15 protein-coding genes and 1 tRNA gene are annotated in these 16,552 nt (G+C 57.6%); 7 read left to right on the forward strand and 9 right to left on the reverse strand.

The window, feature by feature from the left end; genetic code table 11:
• Positions 1–13 precede the first annotated feature (13 nt).
• On the forward strand, positions 14–1,393 hold the full coding sequence (locus ACMYSO_RS13450; RefSeq protein ID WP_434665224.1) for a glycoside hydrolase: 1,380 nt from the start codon (positions 14–16) through the stop codon (positions 1,391–1,393).
• Positions 1,394–1,422: 29 nt separating this feature from the next.
• Here the strand turns inward: ACMYSO_RS13450 and ACMYSO_RS13455 are convergent, their stop codons facing one another.
• The 3 genes from ACMYSO_RS13455 to ACMYSO_RS13465 all read right to left on the reverse strand — a co-directional run bounded on the left by ACMYSO_RS13455 (position 1,423) and on the right by ACMYSO_RS13465 (position 6,185).
• Positions 1,423–2,154 (reverse strand): MurR/RpiR family transcriptional regulator, encoded by a 732-nt coding sequence (locus ACMYSO_RS13455; RefSeq protein ID WP_434665226.1) that lies wholly within the window; start codon positions 2,152–2,154, stop codon positions 1,423–1,425.
• A gap of 158 nt (positions 2,155–2,312) precedes the next feature.
• A complete protein-coding gene (gene yicI, locus ACMYSO_RS13460; protein ID WP_434665229.1) occupies positions 2,313–4,631 on the reverse strand; it encodes an alpha-xylosidase in 2,319 nt (772 codons plus the stop codon).
• Positions 4,632–4,790: 159 nt separating this feature from the next.
• The gene (locus ACMYSO_RS13465) at positions 4,791–6,185 is read right to left on the reverse strand and encodes a glycoside-pentoside-hexuronide family transporter (protein ID WP_123757078.1); all 1,395 of its coding nucleotides are present in this window, start codon (positions 6,183–6,185) and stop codon (positions 4,791–4,793) included.
• Between the two features lie 292 nt (positions 6,186–6,477).
• Here ACMYSO_RS13465 and ACMYSO_RS13470 point away from each other — a divergent pair.
• The 5 genes from ACMYSO_RS13470 (at position 6,478) to ACMYSO_RS13490 (ending at position 10,328) form a co-directional block, all read left to right on the forward strand.
• Positions 6,478–6,572: transfer RNA gene (locus ACMYSO_RS13470), tRNA-Sec, on the forward strand.
• Positions 6,573–6,726: 154 nt separating this feature from the next.
• Positions 6,727–7,614, forward strand: a complete 888-nt coding sequence (locus ACMYSO_RS13475; RefSeq protein WP_434665233.1) for a hypothetical protein — start codon at positions 6,727–6,729, stop codon at positions 7,612–7,614.
• A gap of 171 nt (positions 7,615–7,785) precedes the next feature.
• Complete coding sequence (locus ACMYSO_RS13480) at positions 7,786–8,793, forward strand: zinc-binding alcohol dehydrogenase family protein (protein ID WP_434665235.1); 1,008 nt, start codon at positions 7,786–7,788, stop codon at positions 8,791–8,793.
• Between the two features lies 1 nt (position 8,794).
• Complete coding sequence (locus ACMYSO_RS13485) at positions 8,795–9,094, forward strand: putative quinol monooxygenase (protein ID WP_434665237.1); 300 nt, start codon at positions 8,795–8,797, stop codon at positions 9,092–9,094.
• A 184-nt stretch (positions 9,095–9,278) separates the two neighbouring features.
• Positions 9,279–10,328, forward strand: coding sequence for an NAD(P)-dependent alcohol dehydrogenase (locus ACMYSO_RS13490; RefSeq protein WP_434665239.1), 1,050 nt, complete (start codon positions 9,279–9,281; stop codon positions 10,326–10,328).
• Here the strand turns inward: ACMYSO_RS13490 and ACMYSO_RS13495 are convergent.
• Positions 10,325–11,278, reverse strand: a complete 954-nt coding sequence (locus tag ACMYSO_RS13495; protein ID WP_434665241.1) for a GlxA family transcriptional regulator — start codon at positions 11,276–11,278, stop codon at positions 10,325–10,327. The two genes, ACMYSO_RS13490 and ACMYSO_RS13495, sit on opposite strands and share 4 nt — an antisense overlap.
• Positions 11,279–11,303: 25 nt before the next feature.
• On the reverse strand, positions 11,304–12,083 hold the full coding sequence (locus ACMYSO_RS13500) for an MBL fold metallo-hydrolase (RefSeq protein ID WP_434665244.1): 780 nt from the start codon (positions 12,081–12,083) through the stop codon (positions 11,304–11,306).
• 167 nt (positions 12,084–12,250) lie between these two features.
• Here ACMYSO_RS13500 and ACMYSO_RS13505 point away from each other — a divergent pair, with 167 nt between their 5' ends.
• Positions 12,251–12,805 (forward strand): NUDIX domain-containing protein, encoded by a 555-nt coding sequence (locus ACMYSO_RS13505; RefSeq protein ID WP_434665246.1) that lies wholly within the window; start codon positions 12,251–12,253, stop codon positions 12,803–12,805.
• A gap of 24 nt (positions 12,806–12,829) precedes the next feature.
• Here ACMYSO_RS13505 and nlpA read toward each other — a convergent pair whose 3' ends face one another.
• From nlpA to ACMYSO_RS13525, 4 genes are all read right to left on the reverse strand, one after another.
• Positions 12,830–13,639 (reverse strand): lipoprotein NlpA, encoded by an 810-nt coding sequence (nlpA, locus tag ACMYSO_RS13510; protein WP_434670806.1) that lies wholly within the window; start codon positions 13,637–13,639, stop codon positions 12,830–12,832.
• Between the two features lie 111 nt (positions 13,640–13,750).
• Positions 13,751–14,797, reverse strand: coding sequence for a bifunctional transcriptional activator/DNA repair enzyme AdaA (locus ACMYSO_RS13515; protein WP_434665249.1), 1,047 nt, complete (start codon positions 14,795–14,797; stop codon positions 13,751–13,753).
• A complete protein-coding gene (locus tag ACMYSO_RS13520) occupies positions 14,784–15,557 on the reverse strand; it encodes an isocitrate lyase/PEP mutase family protein (RefSeq protein WP_434665252.1) in 774 nt (257 codons plus the stop codon). The genes ACMYSO_RS13515 and ACMYSO_RS13520 overlap by 14 nt, the downstream gene beginning before the upstream one ends.
• Positions 15,558–15,644: 87 nt before the next feature.
• A complete protein-coding gene (locus ACMYSO_RS13525; RefSeq protein ID WP_434665254.1) occupies positions 15,645–16,550 on the reverse strand; it encodes an AraC family transcriptional regulator in 906 nt (301 codons plus the stop codon).
• Positions 16,551–16,552 lie beyond the last annotated feature (2 nt).

Raw genomic sequence — 16,552 nt, forward strand, 5'->3', positions numbered from 1 at the left:
TCAGGAGTTATGTATGAAATTAACCGTATTAGGCGGGGGCGGCGTTCGCTCTGCGTTCCTGGCAAAGTCACTGGCTTATAACGCACACCGCATTGGTTTAACGGAAGTGGTATTTCTCGACAGCTCCGCTGATAACCTGGCCATTTTTGGTGAGATCGCCCGCTATGTGTTTCAGGCTATCCGCCCGGATATTCATTTTAGCATTACCCGCGATCCGGTCGCGGCGCTTACCGATACGAATTACGTCATTACCACCCTGCGGGTAGGCGGCGATGAGAGCCGTATTCGCGATGAGCGTATTGCGCTGGAGCATAATACGTTGGGCCAGGAGACTACCGGTGCCGGTGGTTTTGCCATGGCGATGCGTTCGATACCGGCGATTCTGGACTACTGTCGCCTGATCGAAGAGCACGCCGCCGAAGATGCGATTCTGTTTAACTTCACCAATCCGTCAGGACTGGTGACCGAAGCGATTATCAAGTCGGGCTTTAAGCGCCGCGTGTACGGTATCTGCGATGCGCCATCGGAACTGATCCGCGAGCTGCCGGAGATTCTGGGCTGCGACGAGCGTGACCTTAGCGTCGAGTGTTATGGCCTGAACCATTTCTCCTGGTTTACCCACTTCACGGTGCGTGGGGAAGACGTAACCGAACGGCTGATCGCCAGCCCGGAGCTGTACCGTAAAACGGCGATGCAGTATTTTTCGCCGGAGCTGGTGAAGCTGTGTGATAACCAGCTACTGAACGAATATCTCTATTACTACTACTACCGCGAAGTGGCGTTAAAGGCGATTCAGGACGCGCCGGAAACCCGCGGCGAGCAGATCGCCCGCATCAACCGCGATATGCGCGATGAGCTGCGCACCGTGGATGTCCATACCAACCCGGAAGCGGCGTTTAATATCTGGATGAAGCACTATCTGCGCCGGGAAAATAGCTATATGCAAAATGAGTCGCAGCAGGAGAAGTTCCATACCCGCGAACCGCTCACCCTGCAGCAGTTTATCGAAGAGCCGGATACCGGCGGCTACGCGGGGGTGGCGCTGGATATTCTCGAGGCGGTCAACAGCACCACCACCAAACGGATTGTCGTCTCGATATCCAACAACACCACCCTCGATTTTTTACGCCCTGATGATGTCATTGAGATCAGCTGCGATCTGAGCAGAGAAGGTCTGAAGCCGGTCACCCCGGCACAGGTGCCAACGGCGCAGAAAAACATGATCGCCAGCGTCAAAGAGTATGAACGTCTGGCGGTGGCGGCCATTCTACAGCGGGACAAATCGCTGGCGATCCGGGCGCTGATGGCCCACCCGCTGGTCGGTTCCTGGTCGCTGGCGCAGAAGCTGGCTAACGCCTACCTCGACGATAAACTGTTTGCCGACTGGCACTAAACGCCCGGCTCACTCCCCGGACAGGCGCATTAAGCGCCGCCTCCGGGGATCCCCATCTGCATAAACCACATCTTCAGAAAGCGCTCAAAACCTAATATGCAGTAGCCAAAAAACGGATTGCTCCAGTAAATATCATCATCAAATTTCTGCGGGTCGTGGATAATGAACGCGGTATCCGCCGCCTGGGCCAGCGGGCTTTGATAATCGCCGGTAAAGCAGACCAGGTTAATCTCCTTGCCCTCCAGCGCCTTCACCCAATTTAGCGCCGAACTGCTGCGTCCTGATTTAGAAACTATCCAGATCGAGTCAAATTTGGCGGCGTTCTTTTGCTCGAGAATTTCATAATCCGGCCACAGGGCGAGACTGGCATTTACGCCGGTTACCAGGAACTTATTATAAATATATTGGGCAATCAGCTGCGAAAAGCCGCTGCCGTGGATCAGGATGCGGTGCTGCTGAAGGCTTGCCAGCAGCGGGGTGACCTGCTCCGCCGGGAGAATGCTCATATAGTCGATATCATTGGTGACATCGAGCTTAGGCATCGTGATGTTGAATTTAATGAAATAGACCAGCTCCAGCCAGCCGCTGAACTTGAGCTTCTTTGCCAGACGCACCAGCGACGAAGGATTGCTGTAGCAACGCTCAGCAACGGCGCGGATCCCCTCTCGCACGCACTGTTCAGGATCGTTCTGAATAAAGCGCAGAACGGTCATTTCTGTTTTATTCAGCTTCACGTCACGAAAGATATTTTCTAAATCCATTCCTGGCTCCTCTCAGCGGCAGAGTACGCTATCACCGAACGGCGGTACTGTCTGTGGGATCAATCACCGGAATGAAACAAACGTTACTTTCTTAGATAAAATGGAATAAAAAAACCCTCTCCGGCGACGAAGAGGGTCTCAGGCGTTAACGAATTAACTCACAACATAATGGTCAACGCGTTGCCCTGCGCGGTCACCACCACGCCCAACTCACTGCCCGTCTGCGTACCGCCCTGCACGCCAGCAACCTGCGCAATGTTACGCAGACACAGCGTCCAGTTGCTGGCCGTACCGTCGCCGCTGACGGCGATCGTATTACCCTGACGTTTCGCCCGCAGGGTGAAGACCACCGTGCCGTCCGCCGCCGGAAGCTGACATACCGCCTCATGGCCGTCCGCCAGATAGAACAGCTGGAAGGCAGTGCCTTCGTTCCAGGCGTAATCCGGCTTCTGATCGTTATTGCCCAGCGCCAGCAGGGTATTCTCGCGCACGTACACCGGCAGGCTCAACACATCATGGGTCTGTTTAAGCCAGCGGCTACCCGACACTTCATCGTTGTGCCACAGGTGCGTCCAGCGGCCTTCCGGCAGGTAGAACTGCACCTCGCCCGCTTCGCTAAACACCGGAGCCACCAGCACCGAATCCCCCAGCATGTACTGACGATCCAGATAGTCACAGGCCGGGTCGTTCGGGAACTCGAGCATCATCGACCGCAGCATCGGCGTCCCGCACTCGCTGGCCAGTGCCGCCTGGCGATAGAGATACGGCATCATGCGGCATTTCAGCTGCGTGAAGTGGCGCACCACATCGCAGGATTCATCATCATAAGCCCATGGCACCCGATAGGATTTGCTGCCATGCAGCCGGCTGTGGCTGGAGAGCAGACCGAACGCGCACCAGCGCTTGTAGACATGAGCCGGTGCGGTGTTTTCGAAGCCCCCGATATCGTGGCTCCAGAAGCCAAAGCCGGACATGCCGATCGACAACCCGCCGCGCAGGCTCTCTGCCATCGATTCGTAGTTGGCGTAGCAGTCGCCGCCCCAGTGCACCGGGAACTGTTGCGCACCCACCGAAGCGGAACGGGCGAACAGTACCGCCTCTTGCTCACCGACGGTCTCTTTCAGCACGTTCCACACCAGTTCGTTGTAGATAAAGGCGTAATGGTTATGCATTTTCTGCGGATCGGAACCATCGAACCACTGCACGTCGGTCGGGATACGCTCGCCAAAGTCGGTTTTGAAGCAGTCAACGCCGATGTCTATCAGGCCTTTCAGCTTATCGGCGTACCACTGGCAGGCTTGCGGGTTAGTGAAATCATAGATCGCCAGACCCGGCTGCCACTTATCCCACTGCCAGAGCGATCCGTCCGGGCGCTTGAGCAGATAGCCCTTCTCTTTCAGCTCTTTAAACACCGGCGAGCGCTGGCCGATGTAGGGGTTAATCCATACGCAGACCTTCAGTCCTTTGTCTTTCAACCGTTTGATCATCCCTTCCGGGTCCGGGAAAGTCACTGGATCCCACTCGAAATCACACCACTGGAAGGCTTTCATCCAGAAGCAGTCGAAGTGGAACACGTGCAGCGGCAGGTTGCGCTCCGCCATTCCGTCGATAAAGCTGTTCACCGTCGCTTCGTCATAATTGGTGGTGAACGAGGTGGTCAGCCACAGGCCAAAGGACCAGGCCGGCGGCAGCGCCGGGCGCCCGGTAAAGCGGGTGTAGCGGTCGAGCACCGCTTTCGGTGTCGGGCCATCGATAACGAAATACTCGAGATACTCGCCTTCGACGCTGAACTGCACCTTAGAAACCTTCTCCGACCCGACCTCAAAGGAGACGCGCTGCGGATGGTTGACCAGCACGCCGTAGCCACGGTTGGTCAGATAAAACGGGATATTTTTGTAGGATTGCTCGGTACTGGTGCCGCCATCTTCGTTCCAGGTTTCCACCGTCTGTCCGTTGCGAACCAGGGCGGTAAAACGCTCACCGAGCCCGTAAACGCTTTCACCGACGCCAAGATCGAGGCGTTCAAACAGGTAATTACGGTTGGTGTTCGTATCCTGCACGTAGCCGTTGTTTTTCAGCTGGCTGCCGGTAATACGCACGCCGTTGCGCAAGAAATCCAGCGCCCAGAACTCCCCTTTGGTCACCCGTACGCTCAGGTTACCGCTTTTCAGCTCGGCGAACGCTTCGGTGTTTTGGATCTCAACGTCGACATCGGGGAGGACATTCAGCGGATAGTGCGGACCGTTATCCAGCGCCCCCTGGAAATGCTCCATCCGTACGCCGATGATACCCTCCTGCGGAGAGAAAAAGCGCAGGGTAAACAGCGGGGTATCCAGCTGCCAGGTGCGTTCACGGACATCACGCGGAGCAGCATAGACCACCATCTCATTGCCCTGCTGTTCCACCTCGTAGACCTGTACGGGTTGGATCAGATTGAGTCCCGGTTGAATAAGCCAGTTTCCATCACTGATTTTCATTAAAACGTCCTCTTAGGGCCTATCTCGGTAGGCATACATTGTTGCAGCCAGTTTGGCCACGGACAGCGCGGAACCACCGGAGCGTACACGCAGTACGTGAGATGGCGAGCACTGACCAGGGCCAAAACGGCAAATAAAAAAGCCTAATGGGCCAGGCTCTTAGTTTTGCAATTCTTTGCCGATCGGGGCTGAAGCGAAATCTTGTTCGTTACGACGTGCGCCCTGGGCCAGTTCGGCCATGATTTTTACCAGGAACGGCGTTTTCAGCGTGTAGTAGCGTTTGGCAATAACCGCGCTCAGCGCATAGCAGACTGCCGGTACGAGGGTAAAAAGCGCGATAATAATGGTGATGGTCGCACCGTTCTGGGTTTTGGCCGCCGCATCATAGCCACCGCCGGCCAGCATCCAGCCAATCATCGCGCCGCCCAGCGCCAGACCGAGCTTGAGCACAAACAGGGTGCCTGCGAAGCTGATACCCGTCAGCCGTTTACCGTTGCACCATTCGCCGTAGTCAACGGTGTCGGACATCATTACCCACTGAATAGGCGTAACCAGCTGGTGCAGCACGCCAATCGCGAAGATAAAGACGAACATGGTGATTTCCGCATCGATCGGCACGAAGAACATCGCCACGCTCAGCACCGCCAGAATCGCGTTGGTCCACCAGAACACGCTGACCTTGCATTTCCAGTCGGTGAGCGGTTTTGCCAGTGCGGAGCCAATCAGGTTGCCGACGCAGTAGGTGGTCAGGAAGACGGTAAACAACGCCGCTGAACCCATGATCCAGGTGGTGTAGTACATCATGGCGCCACCGCGGACACAGACCGCGAGGATATTCAGGATGGTCAGCACGCCGACCACACGCCACTGGTCGTTGCGCCAGATGTCGCGCAGGTCTTCACGCATGGAGGTGGTGCTCGGCGGTGCCTGCACGCGCTCTTTGGTGGTGAAGAAGCAGAAGGTCAGCATCAGGAAGGCGATGACGGAGAGCACCGCAATGCCGCCCTGGAAGCCAAACGCTTTGTCGTCGCCGCCGATAAAGTTGACCAGCGGCATCATCAGCACGGTGGAGAGCATGCCGCCCGCCGTCGCCAGCACGAAGCGCCAGGACTGCAGCGAGATACGCTGGGTCGGGTTATCGGTAATGACGCCGCCCAGCGCGCAGTAGGGAATATTCACCACGGTATAGAGCAGGGTCAGCAGGGTATAGGTGACGGCGGCGTAGATCAGTTTGCCGTTGTGGCTGAGGTCCGGTGAGCTGTAGGCCAGTACGCAGACCAGGCCAAACGGGATCGCGCCGAAGAGGATCCACGGGCGGAATTTCCCCCAGCGGCTGCGGGTACGGTCGGCGAGCAGCCCCATGCAGGGGTCAGAAATCGCGTCCAACGCACGCGCCAGTAGGAACATGGTGCCAACAAAACCAGCGGGAATACCAAAAATATCGGTGTAGAAAAACATCATGTACAACATGACGTTATCAAAAATGATATGGCTAGCGGCGTCACCCATGCCGTAGCCAATCTTCTCTTTGACGGACAATATATGTTCTTTCATGTGCGCACTCTTCCCCAAACGGTATCACGGGTTGGTACCGGTTACAGAATTTGTAAACGATCCGCGGAGTAAGATGAATTGCGATATCTCGTTATCAAATTATGTTTCTTGTTTTCTGTGATCGCGGTAGGCCGAATGCAGACGAAAAAGTGTAACCCTCGGATTTCGAAAGGGTTTATGTAGGACTGTTCTGTAATGTCCAGTTTTAACAGTAAAAAAGTGCGTTTAGGTATGTGGTAAATGGCGGAAAGTAGCTATAATGCGCCCCGCCTCCATGTAGCAATCGAGGCGCGGAAGATCGTCATCTCCGGTGAGGTGGCTGGACTTCAAATCCAGTTGGGGCCGCCAGCGGTCCCGGGCAGGTTCAACTCCTGTGATCTTCCGCCAGTTTGCTCCCTCTGGCTAGTCCTCCGTTGTACATCACACGATTCAATCATCGAAATATCAATGCGTTATTGATACCTGTTTTTATTGATCGAACCGCTCCTCTCTACAGGTTCAGAAGCGTAGAATATGGCGAAAATAGATTTTGGCCACACTAATGAAAAGAATAAAAAAGCTTATTAGCTCTGCGCTTCATAATAGCAGCGCAAATGAAGCCGCAACTGCGCTAAAAATGGCGGCAGCAAATATGCAAAAGCTGGGGATTAATCCTGCTGATCTACTACGTCTGAAAGCCGATGAGGATGAGGATTGGCAGGCGGAAAATACAGAAGAAGTTAACGGGCTAAAACGTCAAATTAGCACCCTTGAAGCCGATCTCCGCCAGGCTAAACGTGTTGCGGTTCAGTGTAAAAGGGAAGCAGAACAGAATGCGTTAGCACTCTCGAACCTACGAGACCAATTCACCATCGTCAACAATAATCTGAACGCTGCGAATAATAATATAGCCTCCTTAACAACGGCACAGGTAGAAAGCCGTGAATTAGCCAAAGAGGTTATCTGCCTGAATGAAAGGGTGAAACAACAGCAAGAAAAATTAGATAAAGCGAGTAATAGATTTTGGCTAACATCCATCATTACGATCGCTCTCTTTCTAACCATTGGTACCCTCTGCTATGACAACGGAAAAAAATCTGGCGCAATAATGGTCAGGAATCAGCAACTGCACAGCCAAACGTTAACCGTTCCGACACCATCCGCTGCGGACCCAACCAAAATAACGGTGGATAACAAAGCGGTTTGCTATAGCGATTTCAGGACAGCACAAGGCAAAGTGTTGGCAAAAATTACCTACAACAATCATGAATTATCTTTCTATGCCCGAAAGCTGAAAGATAAAAGCTGGATGGACATTAGTCAGCAGGTATTTAAGGGCGAGCAAACCCGCCAGGTGCCGTATGATGCGCAGGGATTTATTGAAGTCAGCAAGAAAGATGCCGCAGAGATAAAATCAAAAGTTGAATGCACATTAGGCACAATAAGCTGATATTGAGCCACAAGCACGCTAAGGATTAATTTTGAGAGATCGTCCGACATATCCCTGATTTTCACTTTCTGCATATAACTGTTATCGCCGCCGGGGCGTTTTTCCCCTTCTCCCACCGGTCTATCCTTGATGCATGCCATTGATAAACCCCATTCCTTCTGCGGAGAAAATATGAAAGCGATCGCCATTACCCGTGCCGCCACAGACGGCAGCAACATTCCTTTTTTACGTGATATTGAGCTACCGGTGCCGGTTGTCGCAGGGCATGACCTGCTGATCGAAATCAAGGCCATTTCGGTCAACCCGGTGGACACCAAAGTCCGCGCCGGGTTTACCGGCGACACCCCGCGCGTGCTGGGCTGGGACGCGGTTGGGGTGGTCAAGTCGGTCGGCGAAGCGGTCACGCTGTTCACGCCGGGGGATGAAGTCTGGTACGCCGGTGCGCTGGGTCGCGCGGGAAGCAACAGCGAATTTCAGCTCGTCGATGAACGCCTGGTCGCGCTGAAGCCGCGCTCGCTGGATAACGCCTCTGCCGCCGCCCTGCCGCTGACCGCCATTACCGCATGGGAACTGCTGTTTGACCGGCTCGGCGTACAGGAAGGCGGCAACAGCGGGGACACGCTGCTGATTGTTGGCGCGGCAGGCGGCGTCGGTTCGATTCTCACCCAGCTGGCCAGCAAACTGACCGGGATGACGGTGATCGGCACCGCCTCGCGGCCGGAAAGCCAGAAATGGGTACGTGATGCGGGCGCGCACCATGTTATCGATCACAGCAAGCCGCTCAGCGAAGAGCTGGCGCGGATTGGGATCCCCGCGGTCACCCACGTCGCCAGCCTCAACAACACTGAACAGCATTACGCCCAGCTGGTCGCCGCCCTCGCGCCACAGGGTAAACTGGCGCTGATTGACGATCCGGAAACCCTCGACGCCCGGCCGCTGAAGGCCAAAAGTATCTCACTGCACTGGGAATTTATGTTCACCCGCTCGATGTTCACCACACCGGACATGATTGCCCAACACCAGCTGCTGACCCGGGTTGCCAGCCTGATTGACGACCAGACCATCAAAACCACTCTGGGCGAGCATTACGGGCCAATTAACGCCAGCAACCTGCAAAAGGCCCATGCTCATCTGGAAACCGGCCGCGCTGTCGGCAAAATCGTGCTGGAAGGCTTTTAAGATGAGCCACGACGCGATCTCGATTCTGGCGGTATTAAAAGCCAAACCAGGCCAGGTTGACGCACTTGGCAAAGCGCTGCAGGCACTCCTGCAGCCAACCCGCCAGGAGCCGGGCAACCTCGATTACGCCCTGTTCCAGCTGCGCGATGCCCCGGACACGTTCTATATGCGCGAATCGTGGCGCGATGCCGCCGCGCTGGAAACCCATATCTCGCTGCCGCATTTTCAGGCCTTTATCGCGCAGATGAACAGCCTGCTGGCCGAACCGTTGCGCCTGGACTACCTGACGCCGATCGAATAAGCCTCCCGGCATGACGGATCCCCTGCCACGCGGGGGATTTGCCGTTGGCTCACCTTTTTCTTTTTAACACTCTGAGCTAATCGCGCCACGTCCGGCGCTGACCAGGCTACGCTTACCGTTGCCAACAACGATTCGTTCCCCCCTCCGGTTTCTTCAGCTCGTTCATTCAGAAAGAGGTTTCGCTATGCAGATCAACGCTATTGGTACGTACTCCGCCACCCAACCGCTGAAAGCAATGGCCATCTCACGCCGCGACCCAGGCCCTCATGATGTGCAGATCGCCATCGATTTCTGCGGCGTCTGCCACTCAGACCTGCATCAGGCGCGTTCCGAATGGGCCGGTACGCTCTACCCTTGCGTTCCGGGGCATGAAATCGTCGGCCAGGTCACCGCCATCGGCAATCAGGTCACGGGATTTAGCGTCGGCGACCTGGTGGGCGTCGGCTGCATGGTCGACAGCTGCAAAGCGTGTGAAGAGTGCGACGCGGGGCTGGAAAACTACTGCGATCACATGGTGCTGACCTACAACGGCCCGACGGCCGATGAGCCCGGACACACCCTCGGCGGCTATTCGCAGCAGGTGGTGGTACACGAGCGCTATGTGCTCCACGTCCGCCATCCGAAAGCCCAACTTGCCGCCGTGGCGCCGCTGCTCTGCGCCGGGATCACCACCTACTCTCCGCTGCGCCACTGGAACGTCGGGCCAGGTAAAAAAGTCGGTATCGTTGGTATTGGCGGGTTAGGACATATGGGGATCAAGTTGGCCCACGCCATGGGGGCCCACGTGGTGGCCTTTACCACCTCGGAATCCAAGCGTGAAGCGGCGAAAGAGCTGGGCGCCGATGAGGTGGTCGTCTCGCGCAACGACGATGAAATGGCCGCGCACCTGAAAAGCTTCGATTTTATTCTCAACACCGTGGCGGCACCGCACAACCTCGATGCCTTCACCACGCTGCTCAAACGCGACGGTACGCTGACCCTGGTTGGCGCCCCGGCCACCCCGCATCCGTCACCGGAAATCTTCAATTTAATCTACCGCCGCCGCGCGATTGCCGGCTCGATGATTGGTGGGATCCCGGAAACCCAGGAGATGCTCGACTTCTGTGCCGAACACGGCATCGTCGCCGATATTGAGCTGATTCGCGGCGATCAGATCAACGAAGCCTGGGAGAGAATGGTCAAAGGGGACGTGAAGTATCGCTTCGTGATCGACAGCGCCACCCTCGCCGGTTAAGGGCCGCGCCGAAAGGTACGTCGCCACTCCCTCGGGCTCACGCCGAAGCGGGATTTAAACTGCTGGCGCCAGGTGACGGCGGAACGGAAGCCGACCATTTCCGCCACCTGCTCCACCGGCATATCTCCCGCTTCAAGCAGAAGCTGACTGCGCCGCAGACGCTCGGCGGTCAGCCAGTCAGCAATGCTCATGCCGGTGGCGTGGGCGAAATGGCGGGTGAGCGTCCGGCGGCTCATCGCCACCACCTGCGCCAGCGTGTCGAGGTTGTGCGGCTCGTGAATATGCTGCTGGAGATACTCCAGCAGGCCATTAATCCGTGCATCGCGGGTGTTTTTCGGCACCGGTTGGGCAATAAACTGCGCCTGGCCGCCCTCGCGATGGGGCGGAACGATCAGCCGTCGGGCAATCTGGTTTGCCGCCAGGCTGCCAAAGCGCTGGCGGATAATGTACAGGCAGCAGTCCAGCGCCGCCGCCGTGCCCGCGGAGGTAATCATCCGCTGGTCATCCACGTACAACGCGTTGATATCCAGCTGTACCTGGGGAAACAGCTGCTGAAACGCCTGCTCAAACTCCCAGTGGGTGGCCGCCCGTTTGCCATCCAGCAGCCCGGCATAGCCCAGCACAAAGGCGCCAAGACACAGACCGACAATCTCCGCGCCGTGCGCTCTGGCCCGTACCAGGCTGTCCAGCAGCGACGGCGGCGGGCGTTGATGCACCGCGCCCCAGTACGGCACCACCACGATATCGGCCTGCTCAAGGGCCTTAAAATCGGCGCTGGCGTTCAACGCAAAACCGTCTCGGGCGGTCAATAATCCCGGCTGCTCGGCACAGATCTGCAGGTTGAAACGCCGGGTGTCCGACACGCTGTCGCCAAACACCATGCAGGGAACCGAGTAGTGAAAAGGGCTAAAGCCATCCACGGCGACAATCGCGACATCGGTGAGTTTCATGGTGCCCTCCGCTCCCGGCAACACATTAAAAGAAAAGGCTTTCCCCATCCTGCGGGATGCTGACGACATCGGCAATCTGATTGTCAGCCACATACTCACGCAGCTCCGCGCGGCCCAGCAGGCAGTGGTTAACCGCTTCGAGATGGATAGCCACAATATTTGCCTCCGGCAGCGTGAAATGCGCTTTCAGCACATCCTCTTTGCCCATGATGATCGGGCCAAAACCGATCACATGCGCGTATCCGGCATTCAGCACCACCACGTCAGGGTGCAGTCGCCGCATGTCGGCTTCAACCTCCGGGCGCCAGATGGTATCGCCCACCAGCCACAGCGTTTTCTCCTGCGGATGGCGGAACACCACGCCGCAGGCCTCACCCAGGCGCTCCGCCATCGCTGGTACCGCGTAGGTATGGTCGCTGCCGTGCTGCCCGGAGGTGGTTTTTTGTAGCACCACCCCGTCAAATTCGCTGTGCTCAGACAGCAAACGAACATCGCTGAACCCCTGTCCCCGCAGCAACCCGGCATCGGCTTCATGTTGCACGAATACCGGCAGCGTTTTCGGGATCGCGGCGATCGCCGCCTCGTCCCAGTGATCTTCGTGGGTGTGGGTGACGATCGCGGCATCGACATCCACCAGCGTATCGACGGAAACAGGCAGCCCCACCAATGGGTTACGTCGTTCGGCCCGGGCGGTACCGGCAAATCCAGGCCAGGCGCCCTGATCCGCCAGCATCGGGTCAATCAGGAATTTTTTACCTGCATACTCAATCAGTTGCGTTGCATTACGAATATGGGTCATTTTCATGATGTTCACTCCTCTTCACGGTCATCTGGCGAACATCGTACGTCCCACCAGCCTGGTACAATATGGGCATTTGGGCAATGATCGATGATATTGGGCCAACTTTGCGCGGTTGCCATCTGCCCCCGGCTATGGTGTTCTGAATATTCATGTTCTGAGGAAAAGTGACGATGAAAAAGAGACTGACCGCCGCCGATATGCACGATGCGGAAGTGATGGCGCAAACCCCGTGGTTCAGCATGCGTAAGGTGGCGATCGATATCACCGACAGCGAGCGCCGCGACTTTTACTCAATCCATTACCCGCGCCCGGCGGTGGGTATTGTGGCTATCCAGCAGGACAAAGTGCTGCTGATCCGCCACTACCGTTATCTGATCGATCAGGTAGTGTGGGCCATTCCCTCCGGCGGCATTGATGAAGGGGAAGAGCCGCAAGCCGCCGCCCTGCGCGAGCTGCGGGAAGAGACCGGCTGGCAGGCGAAAAATGCCGAAGAAATTATCCGCTATAACCCCTCCTATGGCAGCAGCGACCAGCTGTTCATCACCTGGCTTGCTCGCGATCTGGAGTATGTCGGAATGGATGCGGATCAGGATGAGGTCATGGAGACGGGGTGGTTTACCTTTGACGAGATTAGCCAGCTCATCGCCCGTGGCGAAATGCCGGACGGACTCTCTCTGGTACCGCTGCTGCATCTGATGGCGCAGCAGCGGGGCCGTTTAGCGTAGCGGGGTTAGTTCACGGGTAGAGGATCACCAGCCGGGAACCGCGCCGCCGTTAAAGATAGTCTCCGCCGCTTTCGCCACTTCCGGCGACTGATAGGACTGGATGAATTCCTTCACGTTTTCGGCGTTTTTGTTCTCTTCGCGGGTCACGATGATATTCACGTACGGTGAGTTTTTATCTTCGATGAAAATCCCGTCATGCACCGGCGACAGCCCGGTTTGCTGCAGATAAGTGGTGCTGATGATCGCCACATCGACTTTCGGGTCATCAATCACCCGCGGCAGCTGCGCGCCTTCCAGCTCCATAATATTCAGGTGATGCGGGTTGTCCGTGATATCGACCGCCGTCGGCAGCAGCCCGGTACCGGCCTTCAGGGTAATCAGCTTCTCCTGCTGTAACAGCAGCAGCGCGCGGCCAAGGTTGGTCGGATCGTTCGGAATGGCGATGGTCGCCCCGTCTTTCAGGTCAGCCACCGATTTAATTTTGCGCGAGTAGCCCGCCATCGGGAACACGAAGGTGTTACCAACGGCAACCAGATGGTAGTTATGCGCTTTATTATCCTGCTCGAGGAACGGCCGGTGCTGGAAGACGTTAGCATCCAGATCCCCGGCGTTGGTCGATTCGTTCGGCAGCAGCGACCCGCTGAAGCCCACCAGTTCGACGTCCAGCCCGAACTTCTCTTTGGCGACCTTCTTCGCCACTTCCGCCACATCCTGTTCCGCGCCGTTAATCACGCCAACTTTAATGTGTTTCGCATCATCACTTTTTTGGTCGCAACCTGCCAGCAGCAGGCCCGCCAGCATCACTGCGGCGGCCGTCCGTAAACGCAATTTCATCATTGTTATCCTGTCAGTCCATGAGAAAGTCATTATTATTTTCGACGAAAACTATAACGGCTTTAAGACCGGTTTTTAAACACTCAAAACAGCAACAGGAAATAAAATCATCTAGCGATATTTCGCTTCATGCGCCAGCAGCCACGCCTTGCGTGCCAGCCCGCCGCCGTAGCCGGTCAGCGAACCATCTTTGCCGATAATACGATGGCAGGGAATGACGATCGCTACCCGATTGGCGCCGTTGGCGTTGGCGACCGCTCGTACCGCACCGGCGTTGCCCATCTGCTGCGCCAGCCCCTGATAATGTTCGGTGCTGCCGTACGCCACCGCCTGGAGCTGCTGCCACACCGTCTGCTGGAAATTGCTGCCCGGCGTCTCCAGGGTCAGGGAAAAATGACGCCGCTGGCCGGCAAAATATTCGCCGATCTCCGCCACCGCCTGGCGCGTATGGTGATTCTCGCCGGCGATAATCCTCGCCGAGAGTAAGCGCTGGAGATCGCGAAACTCCGTCTCCAGCATCCGCCGGTCGACAAACTCCAGCAGGCAAACCCCGCGCTCGCTGGCGCAGACAAACATCGGGCCAATGGGCGTGGTAAAGCGGTGCAGTAGGATCACCTGCGCCGCCTCGCTGGGCGCGTGGCCGGTGAGTTTTTTACAGGTGTAGCCAAACCCGCTCAGCGAGTCGTATCCGCTGTCGAAGGCCACGTCGGTGGCGCGCCGTCCGCCCTTTAGCTCCTGCAGGGCGGTATTCACCCGCAGCATCCGCTGAAAGGCCTGAAACGTCATGCCGTAATGATGGGTAAACCAGCGCCGGATCCGCTCGGGGCTGATGTGCTGCTGGCGCAGCTGGTCATCGCTGATCCGCGCTTTCGGGTTAGCCCGCAGCTGCTGCATCACCTGCTCCACCATCGGCGGCGCGGAACTGGCATTTTCGGTGGGCCGGCAGATCTTACACGGGCGGAACCCGGCGCTCAGCGCGGCTTTAAAGTCGCGATAGAACTCGACGTTTTCCCGCTTCGGCTTGCGGGCACGGCAGGTTGCCAGGCAAAACACGCCGGTGGTTTTCACCCCCACGAAAAAAACGCCCGCGTAGCCGGAGTCGCGGGCCAGCAGCGCGTCGTACCAGGTATCGCATAACCCGCTATCAGTCACCTGCATGGTCAAATACCCCTTTAAACGATCGTTGCTGCCGGACGGTCTTCAGCAGCCGATACAGATGCCCTTGTTGCGCATCGTGCAGCGCATTGCCCATCGAAATACGTTTCACACCCAGCTCCGCAAGCTGGTCATAATCGGGCAGCGCGGGCATCGCCATGACGTTCAGCGGCAGCGCCACCGCCGCAACAATTGCGGCGATATCCGTAGCCTCGGTCACGCAGGGAACAAACAGCCCGTCGGCGCCGTGTCCGGCATACAGCTGGCCCCGGGCAATGGTCTCCGCCAGCGCCTGGGGGTGGTTCAGCACAAAGGGATCGGTGCGGACATTGATAAACAGCGACACCCCCGCCTGCGCCAGCCCGGTGGTTATCTCCTGCAGACGCCGGGCAAAAGCCTGCGCTGCCACCAGAGTCCGTACGCCCTCGTGCACCACGCTGTCTTCAAGATTAACGCCGACCACCCCGGTACGCGCCAGGGCGCGCAGATTTTCTACCACCTCTTCTGCGCTGGCGCCATAGCCCGCTTCCATATCCACGCTGAGCGGTAACGCCACCCGGGCGCGAATGCGGGTGACCCGGTATAGCAGTTCCGCGAACGGCAACGCTTCGCCATCATCCAACCCCAGGCTGTGGGCCATCGCGGCGCTGGAAGTCCCTATCGCCGTATACCCGGCCTCAGCGGCGGCGCTGGCGCTGGGGACGTCCCAGACGTTGGCCAGCAGCAGTGGCGTAGCCTGGTGATGCTGTTGTGTGAAATCCATAGATCCTCCGGTGTTGTGGTGATACGCGGATTCTGGCCTGTTCGCCACAGGTGCAACAACCGAAAACCGGACGACTATTTTTTGCTGTTAGCGACGCCGCCACTCGCCGGGGGTCACGCCATACAGTTTCTTAAAGGTCTTCGAGAACGACGCCTGCGACTGAAATCCACAGCGCCCGGCAATCACCTCGAGGTTAGTCTGCCGCTCGATGCGCAACAGACGCGCGGCCATCGCCATCCGCAATTGCGAGAGCCACGCCTGCGGCGTCAGGTGATAGGCGCTGGAAAAGTGACGCGCGAAGGTGGCGCGCGACAAAAACGCACGAGCGGCCATGCTCTCCAGCGTCCACGGCTGCTCCGGCGCCGCCAGCACCGCCAGCACCGCGGGCATCAGCCGTTCATCACTCATCAGGCGCAGCAACCCCTCCGGCGGGGTGTCGCTACCTAGCAGCGTGCGCAACAGGAACACCAGCAGCGTATCGCCGAGGCTGCGCACGATCGCCGCGCCGCCGGGGTGCTCCAGCAGGCTTTCGCGCACCAGCACGTCAAGCAGCAGCGCCAGTTCCGGACACTCTGCACGTTCGTCAGTATGCAGGTGAATGAGATCGCTCTCTTGTGCAAACAGCCAACTGACGTGTGGCCCGAAGTAAAATTCCCCGCACAGCATCTCCAGCGCATCGTGGTCGCTGCCGGTGCGCACCTCGGTCACCGTGCCGTTAAAGCGGTGGGCGACGGGCAGGATCTGGCCCCACTCCACCAGGCTTTCCATCAAATGCGGCGAACCATGCGGCAGCAGGATCACATCCCCCGCCCGCATATGACGGCTTTGCTTGCCAACCGTCAGCCGCCCTTCGCCGTGCAGGACAAAATGCCACGGCACCACCCCGCGGCGCATCTGCTCATGACCGGCCTGCCAGCGGTCGCCAAACCGGCAGTGCAGATTAACTTCACAACGCGGCGCCAGCAGCGCCAACAGATGACTGAGACTGTCCATGC

It is taken from the genome of Klebsiella sp. B345, from assembly GCF_051131735.1.
In the GTDB taxonomy this organism is placed as follows: domain Bacteria; phylum Pseudomonadota; class Gammaproteobacteria; order Enterobacterales; family Enterobacteriaceae; genus Klebsiella.

Excerpts from the sequence above, each read along its gene's own strand:
- ACMYSO_RS13490 (WP_434665239.1), top strand. The coding sequence starts at position 9,279 with ATGCAGATCAACGCTATTGGTACGTACTCCGCCACCCAACCGCTGAAA.
- yicI (WP_434665229.1), bottom strand. The coding sequence starts at position 4,631 with ATGAAAATCAGTGATGGAAACTGGCTTATTCAACCGGGACTCAATCTG.
- ACMYSO_RS13515 (WP_434665249.1), bottom strand. The coding sequence starts at position 14,797 with ATGCAGGTGACTGATAGCGGGTTATGCGATACCTGGTACGACGCGCTG.
- ACMYSO_RS13500 (WP_434665244.1), bottom strand. The coding sequence starts at position 12,083 with ATGAAAATGACCCATATTCGTAATGCAACGCAACTGATTGAGTATGCA.
- ACMYSO_RS13480 (WP_434665235.1), top strand. The coding sequence starts at position 7,786 with ATGAAAGCGATCGCCATTACCCGTGCCGCCACAGACGGCAGCAACATT.
- ACMYSO_RS13455 (WP_434665226.1), bottom strand. The coding sequence starts at position 2,154 with ATGGATTTAGAAAATATCTTTCGTGACGTGAAGCTGAATAAAACAGAA.
- nlpA (WP_434670806.1), bottom strand. The coding sequence starts at position 13,639 with ATGAAATTGCGTTTACGGACGGCCGCCGCAGTGATGCTGGCGGGCCTG.
- ACMYSO_RS13520 (WP_434665252.1), bottom strand. The coding sequence starts at position 15,557 with ATGGATTTCACACAACAGCATCACCAGGCTACGCCACTGCTGCTGGCC.
- ACMYSO_RS13495 (WP_434665241.1), bottom strand. The coding sequence starts at position 11,278 with ATGAAACTCACCGATGTCGCGATTGTCGCCGTGGATGGCTTTAGCCCT.
- ACMYSO_RS13475 (WP_434665233.1), top strand. The coding sequence starts at position 6,727 with ATGAAAAGAATAAAAAAGCTTATTAGCTCTGCGCTTCATAATAGCAGC.
- ACMYSO_RS13485 (WP_434665237.1), top strand. The coding sequence starts at position 8,795 with ATGAGCCACGACGCGATCTCGATTCTGGCGGTATTAAAAGCCAAACCA.
- ACMYSO_RS13450 (WP_434665224.1), top strand. The coding sequence starts at position 14 with ATGAAATTAACCGTATTAGGCGGGGGCGGCGTTCGCTCTGCGTTCCTG.
- ACMYSO_RS13525 (WP_434665254.1), bottom strand. The coding sequence starts at position 16,550 with ATGGACAGTCTCAGTCATCTGTTGGCGCTGCTGGCGCCGCGTTGTGAA.
- ACMYSO_RS13465 (WP_123757078.1), bottom strand. The coding sequence starts at position 6,185 with ATGAAAGAACATATATTGTCCGTCAAAGAGAAGATTGGCTACGGCATG.
- ACMYSO_RS13505 (WP_434665246.1), top strand. The coding sequence starts at position 12,251 with ATGAAAAAGAGACTGACCGCCGCCGATATGCACGATGCGGAAGTGATG.